Annotated in this window: 20 protein-coding genes and 1 other RNA gene; 10 read left to right on the forward strand and 11 right to left on the reverse strand. The window is 41.4% G+C overall.

Going from position 1 to position 21882, the window contains the following annotated elements; genetic code table 11:
- The first annotated feature begins 78 nt into the window (after positions 1–78).
- Positions 79–1113, forward strand: a complete 1035-nt coding sequence (locus tag NMK93_RS01965) for an isoaspartyl peptidase/L-asparaginase family protein (protein ID WP_254526530.1) — start codon at positions 79–81, stop codon at positions 1111–1113.
- 16 nt (positions 1114–1129) lie between these two features.
- On the opposite strand, the gene mtgA is transcribed toward NMK93_RS01965, so the two are convergent.
- Positions 1130–1873 carry a monofunctional biosynthetic peptidoglycan transglycosylase gene (mtgA, locus tag NMK93_RS01970; protein WP_254526529.1) on the reverse strand — a complete coding sequence of 248 codons (744 nt, stop codon included), beginning with the start codon at positions 1871–1873 and terminating at the stop codon, positions 1130–1132.
- Between the two features lie 139 nt (positions 1874–2012).
- Here mtgA and mutS point away from each other — a divergent pair, with 139 nt between their 5' ends.
- A complete protein-coding gene (gene mutS, locus NMK93_RS01975) occupies positions 2013–4619 on the forward strand; it encodes a DNA mismatch repair protein MutS (protein WP_254526528.1) in 2607 nt (868 codons plus the stop codon).
- A 16-nt stretch (positions 4620–4635) separates the two neighbouring features.
- Here mutS and NMK93_RS01980 read toward each other — a convergent pair whose 3' ends face one another.
- Entirely contained in the window at positions 4636–5031 is a 396-nt protein-coding gene (locus tag NMK93_RS01980) for a hypothetical protein (protein WP_185211290.1), read from the reverse strand.
- Positions 5032–5155: 124 nt separating this feature from the next.
- Here NMK93_RS01980 and NMK93_RS01985 point away from each other — a divergent pair, with 124 nt between their 5' ends.
- Together NMK93_RS01985 and NMK93_RS01990 are read left to right on the forward strand one after the other, a co-directional pair.
- Positions 5156–5860, forward strand: coding sequence for a tRNA1(Val) (adenine(37)-N6)-methyltransferase (locus tag NMK93_RS01985; protein WP_254526527.1), 705 nt, complete (start codon positions 5156–5158; stop codon positions 5858–5860).
- 1 nt (position 5861) lies between these two features.
- Positions 5862–6359, forward strand: a complete 498-nt coding sequence (locus NMK93_RS01990) for a metallophosphoesterase (protein ID WP_254526526.1) — start codon at positions 5862–5864, stop codon at positions 6357–6359.
- Here NMK93_RS01990 and NMK93_RS01995 read toward each other — a convergent pair.
- The gene (locus NMK93_RS01995; RefSeq protein ID WP_093100690.1) at positions 6354–6689 is read right to left on the reverse strand and encodes a MerR family transcriptional regulator; all 336 of its coding nucleotides are present in this window, start codon (positions 6687–6689) and stop codon (positions 6354–6356) included. The two genes, NMK93_RS01990 and NMK93_RS01995, sit on opposite strands and share 6 nt — an antisense overlap.
- A gap of 106 nt (positions 6690–6795) precedes the next feature.
- Between NMK93_RS01995 and NMK93_RS02000 the strand changes: the two genes are divergently transcribed.
- The gene (locus NMK93_RS02000; protein WP_237219421.1) at positions 6796–7146 is read left to right on the forward strand and encodes a hypothetical protein; all 351 of its coding nucleotides are present in this window, start codon (positions 6796–6798) and stop codon (positions 7144–7146) included.
- An 81-nt stretch (positions 7147–7227) separates the two neighbouring features.
- Here NMK93_RS02000 and NMK93_RS02005 read toward each other — a convergent pair whose 3' ends face one another.
- From NMK93_RS02005 to dprA, 6 genes are all read right to left on the reverse strand, one after another.
- The gene (locus NMK93_RS02005) at positions 7228–8628 is read right to left on the reverse strand and encodes a sialate O-acetylesterase (protein WP_254526525.1); all 1401 of its coding nucleotides are present in this window, start codon (positions 8626–8628) and stop codon (positions 7228–7230) included.
- A gap of 303 nt (positions 8629–8931) precedes the next feature.
- The gene (gene accD, locus NMK93_RS02010; protein WP_094255578.1) at positions 8932–9774 is read right to left on the reverse strand and encodes an acetyl-CoA carboxylase, carboxyltransferase subunit beta; all 843 of its coding nucleotides are present in this window, start codon (positions 9772–9774) and stop codon (positions 8932–8934) included.
- Positions 9775–9874: 100 nt separating this feature from the next.
- An RNA gene (gene ffs, locus NMK93_RS02015) (signal recognition particle sRNA small type) lies at positions 9875–9972 on the reverse strand.
- An 81-nt stretch (positions 9973–10053) separates the two neighbouring features.
- The gene (locus NMK93_RS02020) at positions 10054–10281 is read right to left on the reverse strand and encodes a DUF6814 family protein (protein WP_254526524.1); all 228 of its coding nucleotides are present in this window, start codon (positions 10279–10281) and stop codon (positions 10054–10056) included.
- Position 10282: 1 nt separating this feature from the next.
- On the reverse strand, positions 10283–11779 hold the full coding sequence (locus NMK93_RS02025; RefSeq protein ID WP_185211285.1) for an MFS transporter: 1497 nt from the start codon (positions 11777–11779) through the stop codon (positions 10283–10285).
- Between the two features lie 15 nt (positions 11780–11794).
- Entirely contained in the window at positions 11795–12892 is a 1098-nt protein-coding gene (dprA, locus tag NMK93_RS02030) for a DNA-processing protein DprA (RefSeq protein ID WP_254526523.1), read from the reverse strand.
- Between the two features lie 93 nt (positions 12893–12985).
- Between dprA and NMK93_RS02035 the strand changes: the two genes are divergently transcribed.
- Positions 12986–13222: a hypothetical protein gene (locus NMK93_RS02035; protein ID WP_254526522.1), complete on the forward strand. Its 237-nt coding sequence runs from the start codon at positions 12986–12988 to the stop codon at positions 13220–13222.
- Between the two features lie 377 nt (positions 13223–13599).
- Here NMK93_RS02035 and rsmG read toward each other — a convergent pair whose 3' ends face one another.
- Both rsmG and NMK93_RS02045 read right to left on the reverse strand, forming a co-directional pair.
- A complete protein-coding gene (gene rsmG, locus NMK93_RS02040; protein ID WP_254526521.1) occupies positions 13600–14235 on the reverse strand; it encodes a 16S rRNA (guanine(527)-N(7))-methyltransferase RsmG in 636 nt (211 codons plus the stop codon).
- Positions 14236–14256: 21 nt separating this feature from the next.
- Positions 14257–15399, reverse strand: coding sequence for a glycosyltransferase (locus NMK93_RS02045; RefSeq protein ID WP_254526520.1), 1143 nt, complete (start codon positions 15397–15399; stop codon positions 14257–14259).
- 127 nt (positions 15400–15526) lie between these two features.
- Here NMK93_RS02045 and tgt point away from each other — a divergent pair, with 127 nt between their 5' ends.
- The 4 genes from tgt (at position 15527) to NMK93_RS02065 (ending at position 21871) form a co-directional block, all read left to right on the forward strand.
- Positions 15527–16657, forward strand: a complete 1131-nt coding sequence (gene tgt / locus NMK93_RS02050) for a tRNA guanosine(34) transglycosylase Tgt (RefSeq protein WP_254526519.1) — start codon at positions 15527–15529, stop codon at positions 16655–16657.
- A gap of 15 nt (positions 16658–16672) precedes the next feature.
- Complete coding sequence (locus tag NMK93_RS02055) at positions 16673–17758, forward strand: LptF/LptG family permease (protein WP_093100532.1); 1086 nt, start codon at positions 16673–16675, stop codon at positions 17756–17758.
- 12 nt (positions 17759–17770) lie between these two features.
- The gene (locus NMK93_RS02060; RefSeq protein ID WP_185211278.1) at positions 17771–18649 is read left to right on the forward strand and encodes a DMT family transporter; all 879 of its coding nucleotides are present in this window, start codon (positions 17771–17773) and stop codon (positions 18647–18649) included.
- A gap of 186 nt (positions 18650–18835) precedes the next feature.
- Positions 18836–21871, forward strand: coding sequence for a SusC/RagA family TonB-linked outer membrane protein (locus NMK93_RS02065; protein ID WP_254526518.1), 3036 nt, complete (start codon positions 18836–18838; stop codon positions 21869–21871).
- Positions 21872–21882: the final 11 nt, after the last annotated feature.

The following is a 21882-nucleotide window of genomic DNA, read 5'->3' on the forward strand; positions in this document are numbered from 1 at the left end:
AGGGGTGGATGAAGGCGTTTCCACCCCTTTTGTTTTTTAGGTATTTATTGCGTTCTTTGTTTAAAACTGAATCTAATTATGAAAAAAAGTGTAACCTACTTATTAATCTTAATGTGTGTAACGATGAATTTAACGCCTTCTTCTGCACAGAGCAATTCAAAACCAAAGTATGTTTTAGCCATTCATGGAGGTGCAGGTACGATACTAAAAAAGAACATGACGGACTCCCTGGAGAAAGCCTATATTGAGAAACTGACCGAATCCCTTCAGGCTGGTTATGAACAGATCAAACAGGGAAAATCTAGCTTAGACGCCATCGAAGCAGCTATCCATATCATGGAAGATTCACCACTTTTCAATGCTGGCAAAGGTGCCGTGTTCACAAATCAAGGAAAAAATGAACTGGATGCCGCCATTATGGACGGATCTAATCTAAAGGCTGGTGCTGTAGCCGGTGTTACCAATATCAAGAATCCTATCAGTGCAGCGAGAGCTGTCATGGATAGATCGGAACATGTCATGATGATTGGTAAAGGCGCAGAGGAATTTGCGCAGCATAATGGTATCCAAATCGTTGACCCTTCCTATTTCTGGACCAAGCAACGTTGGGATGGACTGCAAAGGGCATTGGAAAGAGATAAAGATCGTGCTGAACTGGACCATGACGATAAAAAGGCTTTCTTGCCTCCATATAAAGATGAAAAATTTGGAACTGTGGGCTGTGTGGCCTTGGATAAACATGGTAACCTTGCGGCAGGAACTTCCACTGGGGGTATGACCAATAAAAAATTCGGTAGGGTGGGTGATGCGCCAATTATTGGTGCCGGAACCTATGCCAACAATGCTACGGTAGCTATTTCTTGTACAGGATGGGGCGAGTTTTTTATCCGTTCAGTTGCTGCATTCAATGTGTCTGCAAAAATGCATTATGCCAAAATGGATGTAGCCAAAGCTTCGCAGGAAGTTATCGATGAAATAGGGAAATTAGGTGGCGATGGTGGATTGATTGCAATCGACAAAAATGGAGAAGTCGCTATGCCATTCAATACCGAAGGCATGTACCGCGGAACGGTTACTGCAGACGGGAAAATCCAAGTGGAAATCTATAAATAAGGAATAAATTTTAGCATTACTCCGGTATGCTATAGTAATTCATATACCTCACGATGCTATTAGCTCTTCTATTAATATAATTAGAAGGTCTTCTAGCATCCCACTTTTGTGGACTTGGCAAGATGGCAATGATCAATGCAGCCTCTTTCTTGGTCAGGCTTTTTGCCGACTTATGAAAGTAATACTGGGCTGCCCCTTCAGCTCCATAAACTCCCTGTCCGGTTTCTATCACGTTCAGGTATACTTCCAAGATCCTTTTCTTACTCCAAAAGACCTCAATCAGTACCGTAAAGTAAGTTTCTAAACCCTTGCGGAGCCATGAACGTCCAGGCCATAGGAATACGTTTTTAGCTGTTTGTTGGCTTATGGTGCTTCCGCCCCTTAATCTTTTTCCTTCTTTGTTTTTCTCAAAGGCTTCTTTGATCGCTTGGGTATCAAAACCATTGTGCGTCATGAAATGAGCATCTTCACCAGCTAATGCAGCTCGCTTCAGGTTGTTTGAGATGTCCTCATAATCCAACCATTTGCGTTCCAGTTTCCAATCCTTACCATCTGCTTTCCGCTCAAAACCTCTTTTTAACATCAAATAGGTAATGGGAGGATTCGTAAAACGTAGGGCAATGACCCAAATTATGGTCAATACCAAAAAGGCAATCACTCCCCTGATTACCCAAGGAAGGACCTTGGTCTTCAGTGTGCTCCCAAAGGATGTCTTGGTTTGCTTTTTCCTGTTCTTGCTGGTAGAACGTTTGATTGCCATTACTTTGAAATTTTATGCAAACATAAGATGTATTTTTTAATTATTATGTCATTTCACTAATGCTTTTTGGATGTAGGCATTGTTTTGCAAATCGCCACAATTCTGCTATTTTTACATCTTATACAAAAAAAGAATAACCTTGGCAAAAGCAAAGAAACAAACCCCTTTAATGCAGCAATATAATACCATCAAGGCCAAATACCCCGGTGCCTTATTGCTGTTTAGAGTTGGGGATTTTTATGAGACGTTTGGAGAAGATGCTGTTAAAGCAGCCAAGATTTTAGGTATCGTATTGACAAAGAGAGGAAATGGCTCTGAATCTGAGACCGCTTTAGCCGGTTTTCCCCACCATTCCCTGGAGACCTATCTGCCTAAATTGGTACGAGCTGGACAACGGGTAGCGATCTGTGATCAATTGGAAGATCCAAAACAAACCAAAACCATCGTAAAAAGAGGAGTAACTGAACTTGTTACACCTGGTGTTTCATACAATGAAAATATAGTCCAACAGAAATCTAATAATTACCTGGCTTCTGTATTCATGGATAAACAGGCGGTAGGGGTCTCCTTTCTGGATATTTCAACCGGTGAATTCTTGGTCGCCCAAGGTTCCGTGGGATATATCGACAAGCTTTTGCAAGGCTTTAAACCTACTGAAATCATCCTTCCAAAAAAACAATATAAGGAGTTCGTGGAACAGTTTGGTTCCAACTATTATACCTATACCTTGGATGAATGGCCATATACCGGTGATTATGCCACCGAAAACCTCCTGAAGCATTTCGAAGTCAATTCCATGAAAGGATTTGGTATCGACCGTATGCCTATCGGGATAGTTGCAGCTGGAGTGGCATTGCATTACCTCAATGAAACCGAACATCGAAACCTGCAGCATATTTCCAATATCTCCAGGATCGAAGAAGATCGATATATGTGGTTGGACCGTTTTACGATCCGTAACCTGGAACTGATCAGTTCAGCCAATGAAAATGCAACTACGCTTTCAGACGTGCTTGATGAAACTTCATCGCCAATGGGCGCCAGATTGTTGAAAAGATGGATCGTTATGCCACTGAAGGATGAAAAATCCATTAATGAGAGACTTCAGGTCGTTCAGGATTTTTATCAAGATAGAAACCTAAGAGACCAGTTGGTCCAAGAGATCAAACAAGTTGGCGATTTAGAAAGATTGATTTCTAAGATTGGACTGCAAAAAGCGAATCCCCGTGAAATCATCCAACTCAAAAGGGCCCTTTACGCTGTTGAGAAACTAAAAGAGCTTTGTCAAGAACAGGAATCGGAATCTTTAAAAGTTATTGCTGAACAGCTCAATCCTTGCCTGATCATTCGGGATAAAATCGAACAGACCGTTCAAGCTGAACCACCTGTTGCCTTGAACAAAGGGAACGTTATTGCTGATGGAGTGGACCCTGATTTAGATAAATTGAGAAAGGTAGCCTTTGGTGGTAAGGATTATCTCTTGGAAATTCAGAGACGTGAATCTGAAGCTACAGGTATTCCATCCCTGAAAATTGCATTTAATAATGTATTTGGCTATTACCTGGAAGTTACCAATACCCATAAGGATAAGGTACCTGCAGGTTGGATCCGTAAACAGACCCTGGTCAATGCTGAACGCTATATTACCGAGGAACTGAAGGAATATGAGGAGCAGATCTTAGGCGCCGAGGAAAAAATTCAAGCCATTGAGAACCGTATTTATGCAGAGCTTATGCTCGCTATTGCGGAATATATCAAACCGATTCAATTAAATGCCCAATTGCTTGCAAAATTGGACGTGCTCTTGAATTTTGCCATCATTGCGGAAAAGAATTTCTATGTAAGACCTGATGTCAATGTTGGAAAGAACATCGATATCAAAGGAGGAAGACATCCCGTTATTGAAAAGAATCTACCAATAGGGCAGGACTACATTACCAATGATACCTTTTTGGATCCCGAAGGTCAGCAGATCATTATCATTACAGGGCCAAACATGGCCGGTAAGTCGGCTTTACTGAGACAGACTGGATTAATTGTGCTGATGGCGCAGATCGGTTCCTTTGTGCCTGCTAAAGAGGCATCTATTGGTATCGTGGATAAGATATTCACCCGTGTTGGAGCATCGGATAACCTTAGCTCTGGAGAATCTACCTTTATGGTGGAAATGAACGAGACGGCAAGTATCATGAACAACCTGTCTGACCGTAGTTTGATCCTGTTAGATGAAATTGGCCGTGGTACCAGTACCTATGATGGTATCTCCATTGCATGGGCCATTGCGGAATATCTGCACAACCATCCTTCCTGCCGGGCAAAAACTTTATTTGCCACCCATTACCATGAATTGAATGAATTGAGTACTTCCATGTCTCGGATCAAGAACTTTAATGTGAGTGTGAAGGAAGTCAATAATAAAGTGATTTTCCTTAGAAAGCTGGTTCCAGGTGGCTCTGAACATAGTTTCGGTATACATGTGGCTAAATTAGCAGGTATGCCTCCAAAACTGATCGGACGTGCTGGGGAGATCCTTAAACGCCTGGAACAGGAAAGGACCGGCGGAGAAAAGATCAAGGATAGTATGCGTAAGATCCAAAAACAGGCTTATCAACTTCAGATGTTTGCCATTGATGATCCTGTGCTAGAAAAGATTCGGGATATGCTGAATAATTTGGATGTGAATACCCTCACTCCGGTAGAGGCATTGATGAAACTGGACGAAATCCAGCGTTTATTGAAGAACTAAAAAATATGCTGGTAGTTTAGTACCTACCAGCATCATATATATCATAGGAGATGTCATTTGGATCATACCCTAATCGAGGGTCGACCCGAATGATCATCGTTCCACGGAACGATTCACCGGCATATAAGGTACCAATGGGTGCCTCATTGAAAAAAGGTGCCCCATTATGTCCAACCAAGGAGAATTCTAAATAATAATCACCATCCTGTCCTTGGTAATAATCAATGTTGGAAAGATTAGTTACCGCATACTCGACACGGTAGGTATCTGGACTCACCTTATAGACATCAAAAACATCTACAGCAAAGTCTTCAGGATAAAAATAAGATCCCCCGATGTATTCTTTTGAACAGGCTGAAAATAGTCCTACGACCATGATCAAGGCTACGATTTTAAGTAATTTTGCTTTCATATGCTTGTCTGTCTTTAGGGAAATAGACTATAGGGATTCCATTTAGATTAATCCCAGCATACAAATATTTTAGTAAAGGTTCTTTTTTAGCTCAAAAACAAGCATTTAAAATTACCTTTGTCCTATGGGGAATATCTTCCAATTCAAGCAATTTTCAGTTAATCAAGAACACTGCGCCATGCGGATCAATACCGATGGGGTGTTGTTGGGGGCCTTCGCTGAACATACGCAGGCCGATTCCATCCTAGATATTGGAACGGGTACAGGGGTAATAGCACTCATGCTGGCCCAAAAATATCCGAAAGCTAAAATTTGGGCTGTGGAAATCGATAAACAAGCCTCCCAAAGGGCATTGGAAAACTTTCAAGCTTCGCCCTTTCAGGATCGTCTTTCCATTGTGCATTCTGATATCTTCCATTGGAAGACAGAACTTGAATTTGACCTGATTGTCTCTAATCCTCCTTTTTATATCAATTCGTTGCACAACCCTGATCAAAGGAAGAAAGTGGCCAAACATACCGATGTGGAATTCTTTAAGGGTCTGTTCAATTTTGCAGGCTCAAAGCTTTCAGTCCATGGAAAATTGCAGATCGTGGTGCCTACGGAACTCTTAGATTTTATGGTAACTGAAGCTAAAGGGAATCAACTATTTCTGGACCAACAGACCAATATGCAATCCTTTGTTGATTCAGAGCCCTTTCGCTGCATACTGAGTTTCCAAAGACAAGAAATCAAACCTGAGCTGCAGACTTTTGTTATCTATCAGGAGAGATCCCAATATTCAGATGCCTATAAACAGATCTTACAACCTTATTTTTTAGCTTTTTAATATGAAAATCGGACTTCTTTCGGATACCCACGGATACCTAGATGATGCGGTCTTAAAACATTTTGAAAAATGTGATGAAATCTGGCATGCCGGTGATTTTGGCTCCATGGAGGTCATCGAGAAATTGGAAGCCTTTAAGCCTCTTCGGGGAGTTTATGGAAATATCGATGATAAAGATATCCGTTTGAAATTCCCTGAACACCTCAGGTTCCATTGTGAACAGGTCGATGTTTGGATGACCCATATTGGTGGCTACCCAGGAAAATATAGCCCACTGGTCAAACCTGAAATCTTGAACAATCCCCCGAAGCTGTTTATTACAGGGCATTCCCATATCCTGAAGGTACAGTTTGATCCGAAGCTACAGTTGCTCCACCTCAATCCCGGTGCTGCCGGTAAACAAGGTTGGCATCAGATAAGGACCGCAATGCGTTTTGAAATTAATGGAGATAAAATTGAAAATTTGGAAGTTATAGAATTAGGAAGCAGAGCCTTATAGACTATCCCTCACTTCAATTAAAAAGCTTTTTAACCCCTCCAAAGATTCAATGATCCTTTGGTTCTCCCTTGCTTCGTTCTTGTTGCTTCTTAAGAATTCACGCGCTCCTTGTAGGGTATAACCCTTGTCCTTAACCAAATTGAAGATGATCTTGAGGTTCGCAATATCATTCTGGGTGAATAGACGATTCCCTTTTTTGTTTTTCTTAGGTTGTAGAATATCGAATTCACGCTCATAAAAACGGATTTGAGATGCATTTACACCGAACATCTCAGTGACTTCTCCCATGGTATAATACAGCTTGTTTATTTCTCGTTCTTTGTACGGCATGAACTTTTAATTTTAGTGTATTAACAAATATACAATCTAAGTTTGAAAATCAAAAAAACCATGATTGATATAAAGTTAAAGGCGATTTCGTAATTTTAAACTTTAGATGAAAGGTAAAGTAATTGTAAGTAAGTTTTGGACCAAGTTCTTTTCCATGGGAAAAGCGCAAGCTATTACCATATTTCCTTTTATCTTCCTCAAACATTCTTCTGATCGCGACAACAGGATTCTGATCAATCATGAACGAATCCACGTTCTGCAAGCCTTGGAGTTGCTCATTTTCCCGTTTTATTTACTCTATCTTTTGGAATTCAGCCTGCGAATGCTACAATACCGCAACTTTACTAGGGCCTACCTGAATATCTCCTTTGAGCGGGAAGCTTATGAAAATGAACATAACCTGAATTACCTCAAATCTAGAAAGCTTTTTAGCTTCTGGAAATATGTAACAAGGTAATTGGAGATTTATTATAGAGGGCGTATGTACTACGCCCCCAACTTTTCAACTGCTTTCATTATGGCCATGATGCATGGAACATTACCATTGATCTGTTCGAAACGGGGATACCGGTAATCCATTGGAATTATACAGATTTGGCATAGCGATCTCCGTGAATCCAAAACGTACCGCTACTGGATTTTTGACCTCTGCAGATTCTACAATCAGCTTGTCGCCCTTAATCTTGCCTTTGGCCGCTTTGAACTGCTTGTCTGCTCCTGCAATAAATAAGTCAGTAATTTCACCTTTTGAAGTTAATTTCCCCTCTAGGTTACTAAAGCTAATTTCAATGCTGTTGCCTTTTATTTCCTGCGATTTAAAGATTGGTGATTTATAATCTTTCAGGGGTTTATGGTAAACCTCTGCAAGTGCTAGATCTGCCAACCGTTTGGCAACTGCCTTTTTCTGGATAGGATGGATGTCCTTAATATTGTCGACAAGGTCTGTAATCACGACCATGCCGGTGTTGGGCAATTCAGTTGCGGTCTTGGTCTGCTGTTCTCTTAGATAGGCTGCGAGAGGCTCTTTATTGTTATATTGGAAGGGTGCAATCTGAACGAAGTAAAAAGGAAAATCATCGTTCCAAGCCGATCTCCATGAATTGATCATGGTTTTCATCAGTTTATCATATCCATCCCAAGTTCCTACATTGCTCTCGCCTTGGTACCAGAATGCAGCCGTGATATTATAGCCTGCAAAGGGATGTACCATGGCATTCCAAAGAACCCCACTGTTGTGCGGTCGCCAATCATTTGCGCTTTGTTGCTTAGCTCGCTGCAAGAGGAAAGGATCGTTATCGATTAAATAACTCGGTGTCCATACTTCTGCGGCCGTGCCACCCCAACTGGAGTTGATCACTCCAATAGGAACCTGCTCCTGGGAATTGATCTCTTTTGCAATAAAATAACCAATGGCTGAAAAAGGTTGTAAGGACTCTGCACTTAGGGTTGCCCATTTATTGGAAATCTGATCTTGAGGGGTCAAGGCGCCGTTCCTGCTGATATGTAATAACCTGATGTTCGGATTATTGGCAGTTGGCATCTCATCGATGATCTCTTTGAGGTTCTGTGCCGCTCCCCATTCCATATTAGATTGTCCTGAACACAAGAAGACATCTCCTAATAGAATATCTTTCAAGGTGATGCTCTCTTGGTTGGCCATAATCTTGATCTCATAGGGTCCTCCAGCTTTTCCTGCTGGCAAGGTGGTTTTCCATTGCCCATCACCATTCGTCTTTGCTTTTACGGTATCTTGAAACCATGTTCCAACAATACGGATTTCCGAACTGGCAGGCGCCAATCCCCAGAAATTGATATCGGTTCCACGCTGCAAAACCATATGGTCCGAAAAGAAATTTGGTACCCGAAGCTGGGCGAGTACATTTTGCTGAAAAGCGAATACGGCCAACAGGGAAAGTAAAAAGAGATTTTTTAAGTTCATGTGATTTTTTTAGGTTTATTGTTATCTAAATTTAACAAAAAAATCTAAATCTTTTTTCTGTTTAGCCTTGCTGGACAATTCGTTTTCAAAAATAGGGCAGGTTTTCCGGTTGATGATTTGACCTCATTCGAGGCATATTCGGAAATTTCGAATTGGCTGGAGTTTTTTGGCAAGGTTTCTCGAATATGTCTCGAATGATTCTCGAAGCAGACTCCAAAATGGAAGGGTCAAGTAAGGGAGAAGATTAGGGATAAAAAAAAGCGAGCCATGTCTAGCTCGCTTTCCAATATGTTTAGAGTAACTCTACTTTACCATTTTAAGGAAAGTGGATACTTTTTCTTTTAATTGTCTTCTGTCGACGATGAAGTCTAGGAAACCATGTTCCAGAACGAATTCTGAAGTTTGGAAACCTTTAGGAAGGTCTTTTTTGATGGTTTCTTTGATGACACGAGGTCCAGCGAAACCGATCAATGCACCTGGTTCAGCGATATTGATGTCACCTAACATGGCATAAGATGCTGTTACCCCACCAGTGGTTGGATCAGTCAATAAACAGATGTAAGGTAATTTAGCTTGAGCTAAAAGGGCTAGTTTTGCTGAGGTCTTAGCCATTTGCATCAAGGAGAATGCGGCTTCCATCATACGGGCACCACCAGATTTAGAGATCAACATAAAAGGTAATTTATGCTCGATACAGTAATCGATGGATCTAGAGATTTTTTCTCCAACTACAGAACCCATTGACCCCCCAATAAAGGAGAAATCCATACAAGCTACAACAAGGTCTTGCCCGTTAACTTTACCAACGGCAGATCTCAAGGCATCGTTCAGACCCGTTTTCGCTTGACTATCCAATAATCTGTCTTTGTAAGGTTTAGTGTCCACAAAGTTTAATGGGTCACCCGCTTTCAGGTTCGGAAATAATTCAGTGAATTCGTTGTTGTCGAATAATATGGAGAAATAGGCAGTTGATCCAATGCGGATGTGGTAATCACAGTAATGGCAAACATACTTGTTTTCAACTTGTTCCACATTCAAAAGAGGTTTTTTACAGTTAGGACATTTGTTCCACATCCCATCAGGTGCCTCTTTTTTGTTTTCTGTTGCAGTATGTATACCTGCTTTGTTTCTTTTAAACCAACTCATAGACTCATGTTAATTCGGTTTACAAATAAACGAAAAATATCTAATATGTGTATTTAGAAAACGAAATGAAGGAAATAAAGGAGAGTTTAGGCCAATAAAAAATGGGTAAGCTCCCTCTATCGCACCGCTCAACCAAATACCCTTGCTTTGTTCCCAACCTGGGGGAGTCAATGGGAGCTGGTCGTAGAGGACTTACCCACGGCAAAATTAACAAAAAATTAATCTTTTCGAAAAGAAAATCGCATTTAGGACGTATCAGGCTGAGATTCAACCTGAAAATTACATTTTTTCCTTCTGATATTCGCCCCTCAGAGCGAAATATCCAAAGACTCCAAGGCCAATCGAGATGATCGGCGTGAGGATAAACAGAATAATAATCCCAAATACAACGTCTTCTTGCTTTCCGGAAATAATTTTTGGCAAGCCAAATTTGGCAATGCAGAAATATGCCGCAAGTAGCGCTAAAGCTATCCAAAGGATCCCTAATATTTTTTTAATGCTCTCCATATCAATTCAAATCTTTTGCAACCATGTTTTTGTTGATGTATAGGGCGCCTATGACAAAACAGACCGCCGAAATAATGATGGGGTACCATAAGCCCTCCAAGTAAAAAGTCGGATCGGCCGCTGTTTTGGCGTTCGTGGCCAAATAAGTGGAAACGGCCGGCAATAGTCCGCCGAAGATTCCATTTCCGATATGGTACGGTAGGGACATGGAGGTGTACCTGATTTTTACAGGGAAGATTTCGACCAAGAATGCCGCAATAGGACCATAAACCAAGGTGATATAGATGATCTGTATAAAGATTAATGCAATCAGTTTAACATAATTGGATCCAGCTAAAAAGACTGTAGTCTTGCTGGTACCCTTGACTGTATCGGTGTTTTCGATGCTGTGTGATCCATCATCGTAATATCGGGTCAGCGCTTTGATCTCATGCTCATTATCTGCACTCACAGGAATAATGGTTTCCGTTCTTTTATCAACCAATTCCTGTTTGTTTTGACTGTTTGTAATCTGGTACATGGCTTGGTAAATTGGCCTATAGGTCAGTACCGCCAATAACATACCGGTGAGCATGACCCATTTTCGACCGACCTTATCCGAAAGCCTGCCAAAGACCACAAAGAATGGGGTGCCAAAGAGCAGGGCAATCCCTAAAATAATATCAGCCTGATCGGAATCGAGGAACATGACCGTTTTCATAAAGCTCATGGAATAGAACTGTCCGGTGTACCACACCACACCTTGGCCCATTGCTGCGCCAAATAGAGCCAATAGGACAAACTTTAGATTGTACTTATTTCCAAAACTTTCTTTCAGTGGATTAGTGGAGGTCTTCCCTTCGGCTTTTGCTTTCTTGAATTCCGGGGACTCATCCATGTTCTTACGGATCAGGTATGATACATAGACCATAAGGATGGAAAGAAGAAAAGGAACGCGCCAGCCCCAATGGTCGAATTGGGCTTCGGTCAGAACAAGTTTAGTCAGTAAGATGACCACTAAGGAAATGAACAGCCCAAAGGTAGCCGTCGTTTGTATCCAGGAGGTCCAATATCCACGCTCTCCATTCGGAGCATGCTCGGCCACATAGGTAGCAGCCCCTCCGTATTCACCTCCTAAGGCAAGCCCTTGAAGGAGTCTCAGGATCAAGACAATCAATGGAGCCAGAAAACCAATGCTTTCATAGCTGGGGATACAGCCAATGAGGAAGGTCGCTCCTCCCATAAGCATCAGGGTGACCATGAAGGTATATTTCCTTCCGATCAGGTCGCCCAATCTTCCAAAGAATAGTGCGCCGAAAGGACGGACCACAAAGCCAGCGGCAAAGGTGGCCAAGGTTGACAGGAAGGCTGCGGTTGGGTTGTCCGAGGGGAAGAATTTAGTGGAAATAACAATGGAAAGACTTCCGAAAATAAAGAAGTCATACCATTCGATCAGTGTCCCTAAGGAGGAGGCACCAATCACTTTCCAAATTCCTTTTTTACTTGCTTGTTCTTGCATAAAAGAAGATTAGGTTTAAGGTAGTTTATAACGTTTTCCTGGTAAGGTCTGAATGATTCCATTCATTTCCATCTCCAGGAGGATCATAGCTAGTTTGCTCTGCGGAAATTCGCAGTAAGCGGCAATATCATCAATATGAGACTCTTTGCAGTCTTTAAGATAGTCAAAAACTCGTTGTTCTTGTTTAGTTAATTCAAAAATTAACGGGAGCTGTACATTTTTTTTGTTCTTGCTTTCGGGTTCATCCCATTGCATCAGGTTGAGCAGGTCCTTGGCATTTCGGATCAGGTGCGCTTTATGGGATCGGATGAGTTCATTGCAGCCTGCCGAATAGTAGAGGTCGACCGAGCCTGGAAAGGCACATACATCCCGATTATAGCTATTGGCGATATCCGCGGTGATCAGTGCGCCTCCTTTATTGGCCGCCTCCATGACGACTGTCACATCGGATAGGCCTGCAACAATACGGTTCCGCATCGGGAAGTGTGTCTTTTCAGCAGTGGTTCCAGAAGGGTACTCGCTTAAGAGGCAACCATGCCTGCTGATCTCTTCGGCTATTTCACGGTGTTCAAAAGGGTATATTCTATCCAGACCATGTGCCAGGACAGCGGCAGTCTCCAAGCCTTCGTGCATTGCAGACCGATGGGCCATAATATCGATGCCGTATGCCAAGCCACTAACCACCAAGACTCCTAATTCCTTAAGATCATGGACCAGTTCTTCGGTTAACCTTCTGCCATAGGAGGTCGCATTTCTGGTGCCTACGATACTGATGGATTTAGCATGGTTCAGGTTGCAATTGCCCTTTTGGAAGAGGATCAACGGAGTATCTTCACAATGCTTGAGCCGAGCGGGATAGTTCTCATCTTCAAACCATAGGAGCTGTATATCGTTCTCTTCCATAAATTGATATTCTTCCTCAGCTTCTTTCAGATAGGCTTTGGAAATCAATTGTTCGATTGCGACTTTTTGTAAGCCAGGAATAAGTTTAAGTTCTTTTTGGGGGCATTTGAATATTTCTTCCAAGCTTCCACAGTAGGCGAGTAACAAACGGCTTGTTTTCGGGCCTATACCTTTGATCTTGGTTAAGGCAATTTTTTCTATTGCATTCATTTTGGTTAGCTTAGAATTAAAGATAGGGATTCGATACACCTTATGCAATATCTATAAAGTATAATTGATTACCTTTGCTGAAAAAGAAATACCATGGAAATGCAAGAACCTTTTGATATCGAAGTTGGAGGCGTAACCTATTCCGTTTTTCCGGATGAGGAGGATACCTATACTGTTTTTAAGGATGGGAAGGAATATGTACAGATCATAAAAGATACTGAAACCACTTGGTTGAAACTGAATCCAGAGAGTGGCTTGCCCTTGTTTGGGATGGATGAGGAGATTAATTTGATCGGGGCTGAGATCAATAAGAACGTGGAAGAGAAGTAGGGTTGTTGAAGGGCAACATCTTTGCTTCTATGTGAGCAATAGACATAATATCATTAATCAATAGGTAATATGGACAAGAAAATCTTTACAATTGAATGCCCGAAAAAGGAACGAAACTATTCAAACAGCTTCTGAAGAAGCTAAATGGAAAAATAGTTTCTCAAAGCAGTATAACCAGCAAAGAGACCCTAGAAGCTATGAAGGAATTGCAGGAGGGAAAAGGGGTTAGTTTTTCTAGCGTTTCTAAGATTTTTAAAAGTATCTTTATAAAAAAAGCAACCAATTTGTGGTTGCTTTTTTTATAACATTAAAAATCTTCTCCCCCTGTGCCTATTTCAATTCGCCTTTTTATTAAGTAGCTGAAAGTAAACAGTCAATTACATCGGGATATACATCACATACTTGGTATCAAAGAAATCTTCTTTGAAATAAGATGATATAGGGTGTAGTTCAGCTTTTACTCTGGCTTCTTTGATTTCTTCTTTCAGATCACCACCTTTCAGATAAAGGATGCCATTAGGAATACCATTTTTATCTTGTTTTTCAATTTTGTTTCTTACCCATGGAATAAAGTCGCCTAAACGGGTAACTGCTCTGGATACCACAAAATCATATTTATAGTCCAATTGCTCGGCACGGATATGGTCTGCTTCGACATTCGTAAGGCCTAAACCTTCTGCTACTTCGCGAACTACCTTGATCTTTTTGCCGATAGAGTCCACCAAATGGAATTTAACCTCTGGAAATAGGATCGCTAATGGGATTCCAGGAAAACCACCTCCGGTACCTACATCTAGAACTCTTGTATTAGGTGCAAATTCACCCACAAACTTTCCTATTGCCAAGGAATGCAGCACATGTTTCAGGTACAGGCTTTCGATATCCTTTCTGGAGATCACATTGATCTGGTCATTCCATAAGGGATATAGTTCTTCCAATTTGGCAAATTGTTCTTTCTGGGTTTCCGTCAGTTTCGGGAAGTAGTTATAGATAATGTCGACAGTAGGGTTCACGATGTAATAAATTAAGGGTTTTTATTTCCAAGAGACCTGCTTTTTGGAACGATTGAACAATCCATTGAAGCAGATGTAAAAATAATAATATAGATCTAATATCGGCAACCAGATTAAGAGGTCGCTGACGGCTAGTTTTTTGTAGATTGGGTTGAAGATCAAGAGTTGGCAGATCAGTCGGATCAGGTAAGCACCCAAAGCCAAATACCAATAGGATGGTCCATTTGCGACACAAACGATTATCATCAGATAAAACAGCAGGGCGCTGATCAATTGCGTGCCCAACATGCGTTTATGGCGACCTTTATATAAGGTCGAAGCTCCCGAATGTCTAGCTTTTTGTTTGTAATAGCTTTTCCAGGTCCGTTTAGGATCAGAATAAACAAAGGCATCGGGATGGATATTGATCTCAACATTGTGTTTGTCGGCATTTGCATTCACAAAAAGATCATCATCCCCTGATTTGATATGCATATGCTCGGTAAATCCTTTGTTCTTAAAAAACAGCTCCTTTGTATAAGCAAGATTTCTCCCTACGCCCATATATGCATTTCCTTTTAAAGCATACGACAAATAGCTCATAGCGGTATGGCTCGTTTCAAAGCGAATTAGTCGATTCAAAAAGCCTGGAAATTTGAAGTATGGCGAGTAGCCCAGCACAATCTCCTTGTTTTCTTGGAAGGACCCAGCCATTTCACGCAACCAATTGCTACTAGTAGGTTGACAATCGGCATCCGTCATCAGGAGGTAAGGGTATTGGGCTCCCTTGATCCCCATCGTTAGGGCGAACTTCTTGCTGTGCTTTAATTGGATATGCTCCTTGATCTCAACGATCTTGAGGTGGGTATATTGCTCTGCAAATTCCTTTAAAACCCATTTGGTATCATCTTCTGAGCAATCATTGACGACGATGACTTCAAAATTTTGATAATCTTGCTCTAAAATAGCTGGAAGATAAGTCCTTAAATTTTCTTGTTCGTTATGTGCGCAGATGATAACAGAAACTTGCTTATCGGCTGCATTTTCTTGCTTGGGTTTGATCTTGTAGAAAGCCAATTTTCCATATACAAACAGAATATAGTTGAGTTGGATTATCAACAAAAGCGCCAAGACTCCATAAGGAATAAGCGATAGATCGAGATCGATATAGAATATTAAACCCATAAAATTAGGTTCAAAGATACAGGTTATCGCCCAAATTTCTGTTAATTGTTAAGAAATGCGAATTAAAGGGCTGATATGCCATTCGCTAAGAATTTTATAGTATTTTTGCGGTCGATTAAGGATTACTATGAATTTTACGCTTCAAGCACAAGATAAATTTTCAAAAGGAAGGGCCGGAGAGATTGAAACTGCTCACGGAAAGATACAGACACCTATTTTTATGCCAGTTGGTACTGCCGGAACGGTAAAGGCGGTGCATCAACATGAATTGGTAAATGATATTCAAGCACAGATCATCTTAGGGAATACCTATCACCTGTACCTAAGACCAGGATTGGATGTGTTGAATAAGGCCGGAGGTCTGCATAAATTTATCAATTGGGACCGTCCGATCTTAACCGATTCGGGAGGTTACCAAGTATATTCCTTGACTGAAGTAAGGAAGATCAAGGAAGAGGGGGTGACATTCAGGTCCCATATCGACGGTTCAAAACATTTGTTTACTCCAGAGAACGTGATGGATACACAGCGTATCATCGGTGCCGATATTATTATGGCATTTGATGAGTGTACACCTTATCCTTGTGATTACCGCTATGCAAGAAGGTCCATGGAAATGACCCACCGTTGGTTAAAGCGTTGTTGTGATCGTTTTGATAGCACAGATCCTTTATACGGATACGATCAGACTTTGTTCCCGATCGTTCAAGGTTCGGTTTATAAAGATCTGCGTGAGAAATCGGCAGAGACCATTGCTTCATTCAATAGAGAGGGGAATGCAATCGGCGGACTTTCTGTAGGGGAGCCGGCTGAGGAGATGTATGCGATGACTGAGGTAGTGACCAATATCTTGCCGCATGATAAGCCAAGATATTTGATGGGTGTAGGTACTCCAGTGAACCTTTTGGAAAATATAGCGTTAGGTATCGATATGTTTGACTGTGTGATGCCGACCAGGAATGCGAGAAACGGAATGCTCTTTACCCAAAATGGTATCATCAATATCAAGAATGAAAAGTGGAAGGATGATTTCAGCCCTATCGAAGCGGAATCAGACTTGATGGTAGATCAGATCCATACAAAAGCTTATTTGAGACATTTGATCAGGTCGCAAGAAATTTTAGGAGCACAAATCGCTTCATTACATAATTTACATTTTTATCTTTGGTTAGTTAATCAAGCAAGGGAAAAGATCATTGATGGAACGTTTTATGATTGGAAAAATAAAATGGTTCCAGTATTAGGTCAAAGACTATAATTCGAAAGAAAGCGCATGTTTAAGATCATCGATCGATATATCATGAAAAAGTACTTGTCTACTTTTGTTTTCACAGTGGCGATCTTCTGTGTCGTGATTGTGATATTTGATATTTCGGAGAAGATCGATGATTTCAATAAATATGGGGCAACCATGACGCAGGTATTTTTTGAATACTATGCATTGGGAAGTTTGCCTTTCTTTATCAACATGCTTACTCCGCTGTTCAACTTTATTGCCGTAATTTTCTTTACTTCCAAGATGGCCGATCAGACAGAGATTGTGCCGATCCTAAGTGGTGGGATGAGCTTTAATAGGTTGCTGAGGCCATACATGATCTGTGCAGCTTTGATATTTGGAATGACTTTGTTGTCCAATGTCTACATTATCCCTTTTACCAATAAGGTGAAGGTGAATTTTGAAAACGTCTATGTCAAGCCCAATAAGGTGAGTACAACCTCTTCTTCCATACATATGCAGGTGGATTCAAACACCTATGTATATATGGGCTCTTTTGATACGAAATCCAAGGTAGGATATAATTTTAGTTTGGAGAAGTTTGACGGGGACAAGATGTTGGAAAAGTTGATGGCAGAGCGCGTGACTTGGGATTCCGTGGCAGGGAAGTGGAGTCTGCACACCTATACCACGAGAGAAATCAAGGGATTGAAGGAGGAGATGCTGAGTGGTGAGAAAAAGGATACAACCTTGGATATGCGCCCGCAGGATTTCGAATCCTATGAGGACGTGTTTACCACGATGGACCAGCATGAGCTCAATGAACGTATCAGTAAGGAGGAAGTTCGTGGGACCGGGATGATGAACGAATTGCTGCTCGAAAAATATAAAAGAATCATAAATCCATTTTCGGCTTTTATCTTGACCTTGATCGGAGTTTCCCTATCATCCAAGAAAGTTCGTGGTGGTATTGGCTTGAGCTTAGGACTAGGTATCGGCTTGAGCTGTATATATATCGTGCTTGAACGATTTTCAAGTATGTTCTCCATCAAAGGAGGATTGGACCCTCTGATCTCTGTATTGATCCCCAATGTCATTTTCTTGATATTGAGTTTTTATCTGTTGAAAAAGGCTCCTAAATAAGCATAACAAACCATGTCACAGTTAACCATTAACCGCAATACACTGATATTGCACTTTACCGTATTAATTTGGGGTTTTACAGGTGTTCTGGGCGAATTGATTACCGTTTCTGCCCTACATTTGGTATGGTACAGGGTGTTGATTGCTGCGGTTTCGTTGGTGCTGTACTATCTTTTTACCAAGAGGTCCCTGTTGGTTCCCAAAGATCAGCTGTTGCAGTATCTGGGTGTGGGAGTCATCGTAGGTTTGCATTGGGTTCTGTTCTTTCATGCCATCAAGGTGTCTACCGTATCGGTTACTTTGGTTACCCTTTCTTCAGTGACCTTGTTTACAGCCATATTAGAGCCCATCATAAACCGGAAACGGATTTCCATTGCTGATGTGATCGTTGGATTGGTGATCATTTTCGGAATCTATCTGATCTTTAAATTTGAGTTCAAATATTTCTGGGGTATCGTTTATGGTTTGTCCTGTGCATTCTGTGCCAGTATATTTTCTATATTGAATGCCAGAATGGTAAAGAAAGGAAGTCCGACGACGATTACCTTATATGAGATGGTCGGTGCTTGGATCGGCGTTTCTTTGGTCATGCTGTTTACAGGGGATTTCGATGAACAGATGATTCTCAGTCAATCTGATCTATTGTATCTTTTGTTATTGGGAGTGGTTTGTACTGCAATCGCTTATGTGTTGGGGGTTGCGGTAATGCGTGAACTATCTGCCTTTACGGTTGCCCTGACGACAAATATGGAACCTGTTTATGGGATTATTTTAGCATTACTGATATTTGGACAGAAAGAAGCGATGAGTACAGGCTTCTATTTTGGTGCTGTTATTGTCTTGGCGGCTGTATTTGTATATCCTTATCTGAAGACAAAAATTAAGATTTAACCTTCCGTTGATTAAAGCTTTACAATAAAGTTACACTTGGTTGTTTATGCAAACGTTTGCTTATTTTATGCAAACGTTTTCGTTGTGAAATATTCATTTAATCTTTTCTATAAACTTTTACCTTCCTGCGTCTAAGTTGTGATAGGGCCTACGGCTTATTACTAAATTTTATTTAATAGATTAATTATGATAAAGAGATTTTCAAGTCCATTTTTTCCATTGAAAAGATCTCAATTAGTTACAGGAGCCATTATTTTAGGGTTGAGTCTATCAGGTGGATATTCTGTTGCCAATGATCTTAGTAAGGATAAAAAGGAAATCCATGCTTTTCAACAGGAGGTAAAGGGAAAGGTGACTTCAGGAGGTGTCGTCCTGCCAGGGGTGACAGTAACCGTGAAGGAAGATCCTAGTAAATCGACTTCTACCAATGCAGAAGGAGAATTCAGTATCGGCGCTGAAACAGGTCAGACTTTGCTGTTTTCTGCCTTAGGCCATGAGAAAAAGGAAGTGGCCGTAACAGGTGCTACCCTGAATGTGGAGCTGAGTGCGAGTGAAGAGAATATTGATGAAGTGGTGGTGACAGGTTATTCTACGCAGAAAAAGGGAGAAATCAGTGCGTCCATCGTTTCCTTAGATCAAAAGAAACTGAAAGACAGCAAGTCTCCGAATGTTTCTAACCTCTTGCAGGGAAAGGTTGCAGGTGTGGATGTGGTTGGAACAGGTAGACCTGGGCAACAAGCAAATGTTAAGATCAGGGGTAGAAGCTCCCTTTCTTCGGGAACAAACCCTTTATGGGTAGTGGATGGTGTTATCACGCACGGTGTTGCCAATATTAACCCAAATGATATCGAGACTATTTCGGTATTGAAAGATGCCGCAGCTACCACGCAATATGGTTCCCGAGGTACCAACGGGGTAATCGTCGTGACCACCAAAAGAGCCTTGCGCGAAGGTGAAGGGACTTTCTCGGTAAACCTTTCTTCTGGTGTCAGCAAATTCAACTTCGGGCAGTTTAAGCTGATGAACTCTCAAGAGCTTTGGGATTATTATCAAACTTTTCCTAATCAAAAAGATATTGATCCGAATGTAACCCAGGATGTCCTGAACAACGATTATAATTGGATCAAAAACGGTACTCAAACCGCACCAGTGAACGACTTCTCGGCAAATTACATGGGTAAAACCGAAAAGACCTCCGTTTTTGCAAGTGCCAATTACTACGGTGAAAAGGGATCTTTGAAAGGTTATGATTTTGAAAGGATGACCGGACGTTTCAATGTGGAACATAAATTGACCGATCGCTTGACATTCAAGCCTAAGTTGAACGCGGCTTACACCACCTATCTGGACAAACAACATTCACTATATAATATGATGTTCTATTTGCCATGGGACAACCCAAACAATGCAGATGGAACAATCAAGAATCCGCAAGATGCCGATGCCAATGTGCTTTGGTTAGGTCGTGACCATACCAACTATTTGTATGACCTACAATATAACTACGGTAAGGGGCAGACTTTTGATATGCAGGGTAACTTTGATTTCTCGTATAGGATTTCAGATCGATTCACTTTCGAATCCATGAACAACCTGACCTATTATAACCAGACAACCATGAGTTATGCGGATCCGAATTCGAATGCTGGTCGAAATGATAAAGGAACCATCTACCAATTTTCTGATAAGCGCATCACCAGGTTCTTTAACCAGATGTTGAAATATAATGAAACGTTCGGCAAACATACGGTCTCAGGTTTTGCAGCCTATGAATACTCTGATTATGTGTATTCAAGTCTGAATGCTAAGGGTAAGGGGATTGCTCCAGGATCACAGATCCTAGGGAATGCAGCTAGCGTTCTTGATTTTGGCGGAACCAAAAATGATTATTCTTTCCAGTCTGGAATCTTGCAGGGTACTTATGGTTATGATAACCGTTATAACCTGATGGCTTCCTTCCGTGTGGATGGATCTTCAAGATTTGGCCAGAACCAACAGTATGGTGCTTTCTATTCCGTAAGTGGTGCCTGGAATATCAATAATGAAGCTTTCTTTAATGTTCCTTCCATCAACCTGTTACGTCTGAAAGCGTCCTATGGTGGAGTTGGAAACGTGCCGATCGATTATTACTCTTCATTCGCAACCTATGGCCTAAATGCCCAATACAATGGCGAGCCGGCAGCGATTCAGAAGAACTTCCAGAATGCAAATGTGAGTTGGGAAAAATCGTACGATGCCAATTTAGGCTTGGAACTGGGCATGTTCAATAGACTGAACCTGTCAGTTGATTTATACAATAAAAACACCAGCGGATTGCTTTATTATGTGGAGTTCCCTTCAACTGCTGGATGGGATGGGTATTGGTTGAACATCGGTGGATTGAGGAACCGTGGGGTGGAAGTTGCCCTGAGTGGTTCGGTCTTCAGTCCGGAAAACCCATTCCAATGGGATTTAGGTGTCAATGTCGCTCATAACAACAACAAAATTACCTCCTTGAAAGACAGTCAGGATATTCCTAAAGGCAATATGCGATTCTCTGAAGGTCATGATGTTGACTCTTGGTACATGCGTAAGTGGGCCGGAGTTGATCCTGAGAATGGTGATCCACTTTGGGAAACCATTGACGAGAATACTGGAGAGGTTTCAACCACCTCTAACTATAACGATGCTGCATTGCAGTTTGTTGGAGCAGCAACACCTAAGTTCCAGGGTGGTTTCAACTCGGCAATGAACTATAAAGGTTTCAACCTGAATGCCAGCTTTGCTTATCAAAACGGAGGTGTAACCTATAATGCTGCCAGAGAGTTATTCGATTCAGATGGTGCCTATGCGTCATACAATCAAATGATCCTGATGGATGGCTGGTCAAGATGGTCCGCTGAAAATCCGAATGCTACACATCCAAGAGCGGAGTACAATAATACCAGTCTTTCCAACAAAACCTCTTCTAGGTATTTGGAAAGCACGAATTTCTTGCGATTGAGAAACGTGACATTAGGCTATACCTTCTCGGAAAGCCTGGTTAGCAAATTGAAATTAAAAGGATTGAACGTTTATTTATCTGGAGATAACCTTTGGACTTCAACCAAGTTCTCAGGTCTAGATCCAGAAGCTGCGATCTTAGGAAATGATAATTCAGCAGATAAGGCTGGAGGTGGTGATGCTACCTCGCAATATCCTGCACCAAAACGCTTGATTTTCGGGCTTAACCTAACATTTTAAAAGAAAGAAAG

The organism is Sphingobacterium sp. LZ7M1 (assembly GCF_024296865.1).
Lineage (GTDB): Bacteria > Bacteroidota > Bacteroidia > Sphingobacteriales > Sphingobacteriaceae > Sphingobacterium.

Coding starts and splice junctions, on each gene's coding strand:
- NMK93_RS02045 (WP_254526520.1), bottom strand. CDS start 15,399: ATGGGTTTAATATTCTATATCGATCTCGATCTATCGCTTATTCCTTAT.
- NMK93_RS02005 (WP_254526525.1), bottom strand. CDS start 8,628: ATGAACTTAAAAAATCTCTTTTTACTTTCCCTGTTGGCCGTATTCGCT.
- NMK93_RS01965 (WP_254526530.1), top strand. CDS start 79: ATGAAAAAAAGTGTAACCTACTTATTAATCTTAATGTGTGTAACGATG.
- NMK93_RS02065 (WP_254526518.1), top strand. CDS start 18,836: ATGATAAAGAGATTTTCAAGTCCATTTTTTCCATTGAAAAGATCTCAA.
- tgt (WP_254526519.1), top strand. CDS start 15,527: ATGAATTTTACGCTTCAAGCACAAGATAAATTTTCAAAAGGAAGGGCC.
- NMK93_RS01980 (WP_185211290.1), bottom strand. CDS start 5,031: ATGAAAGCAAAATTACTTAAAATCGTAGCCTTGATCATGGTCGTAGGA.
- NMK93_RS02055 (WP_093100532.1), top strand. CDS start 16,673: ATGTTTAAGATCATCGATCGATATATCATGAAAAAGTACTTGTCTACT.
- NMK93_RS02060 (WP_185211278.1), top strand. CDS start 17,771: ATGTCACAGTTAACCATTAACCGCAATACACTGATATTGCACTTTACC.
- NMK93_RS02020 (WP_254526524.1), bottom strand. CDS start 10,281: ATGGAGAGCATTAAAAAAATATTAGGGATCCTTTGGATAGCTTTAGCG.
- dprA (WP_254526523.1), bottom strand. CDS start 12,892: ATGAATGCAATAGAAAAAATTGCCTTAACCAAGATCAAAGGTATAGGC.
- accD (WP_094255578.1), bottom strand. CDS start 9,774: ATGAGTTGGTTTAAAAGAAACAAAGCAGGTATACATACTGCAACAGAA.
- NMK93_RS01985 (WP_254526527.1), top strand. CDS start 5,156: ATGGGGAATATCTTCCAATTCAAGCAATTTTCAGTTAATCAAGAACAC.
- NMK93_RS02000 (WP_237219421.1), top strand. CDS start 6,796: ATGAAAGGTAAAGTAATTGTAAGTAAGTTTTGGACCAAGTTCTTTTCC.
- NMK93_RS01990 (WP_254526526.1), top strand. CDS start 5,862: ATGAAAATCGGACTTCTTTCGGATACCCACGGATACCTAGATGATGCG.
- NMK93_RS02035 (WP_254526522.1), top strand. CDS start 12,986: ATGGAAATGCAAGAACCTTTTGATATCGAAGTTGGAGGCGTAACCTAT.
- mtgA (WP_254526529.1), bottom strand. CDS start 1,873: ATGGCAATCAAACGTTCTACCAGCAAGAACAGGAAAAAGCAAACCAAG.
- NMK93_RS02025 (WP_185211285.1), bottom strand. CDS start 11,779: ATGCAAGAACAAGCAAGTAAAAAAGGAATTTGGAAAGTGATTGGTGCC.
- NMK93_RS01995 (WP_093100690.1), bottom strand. CDS start 6,689: ATGCCGTACAAAGAACGAGAAATAAACAAGCTGTATTATACCATGGGA.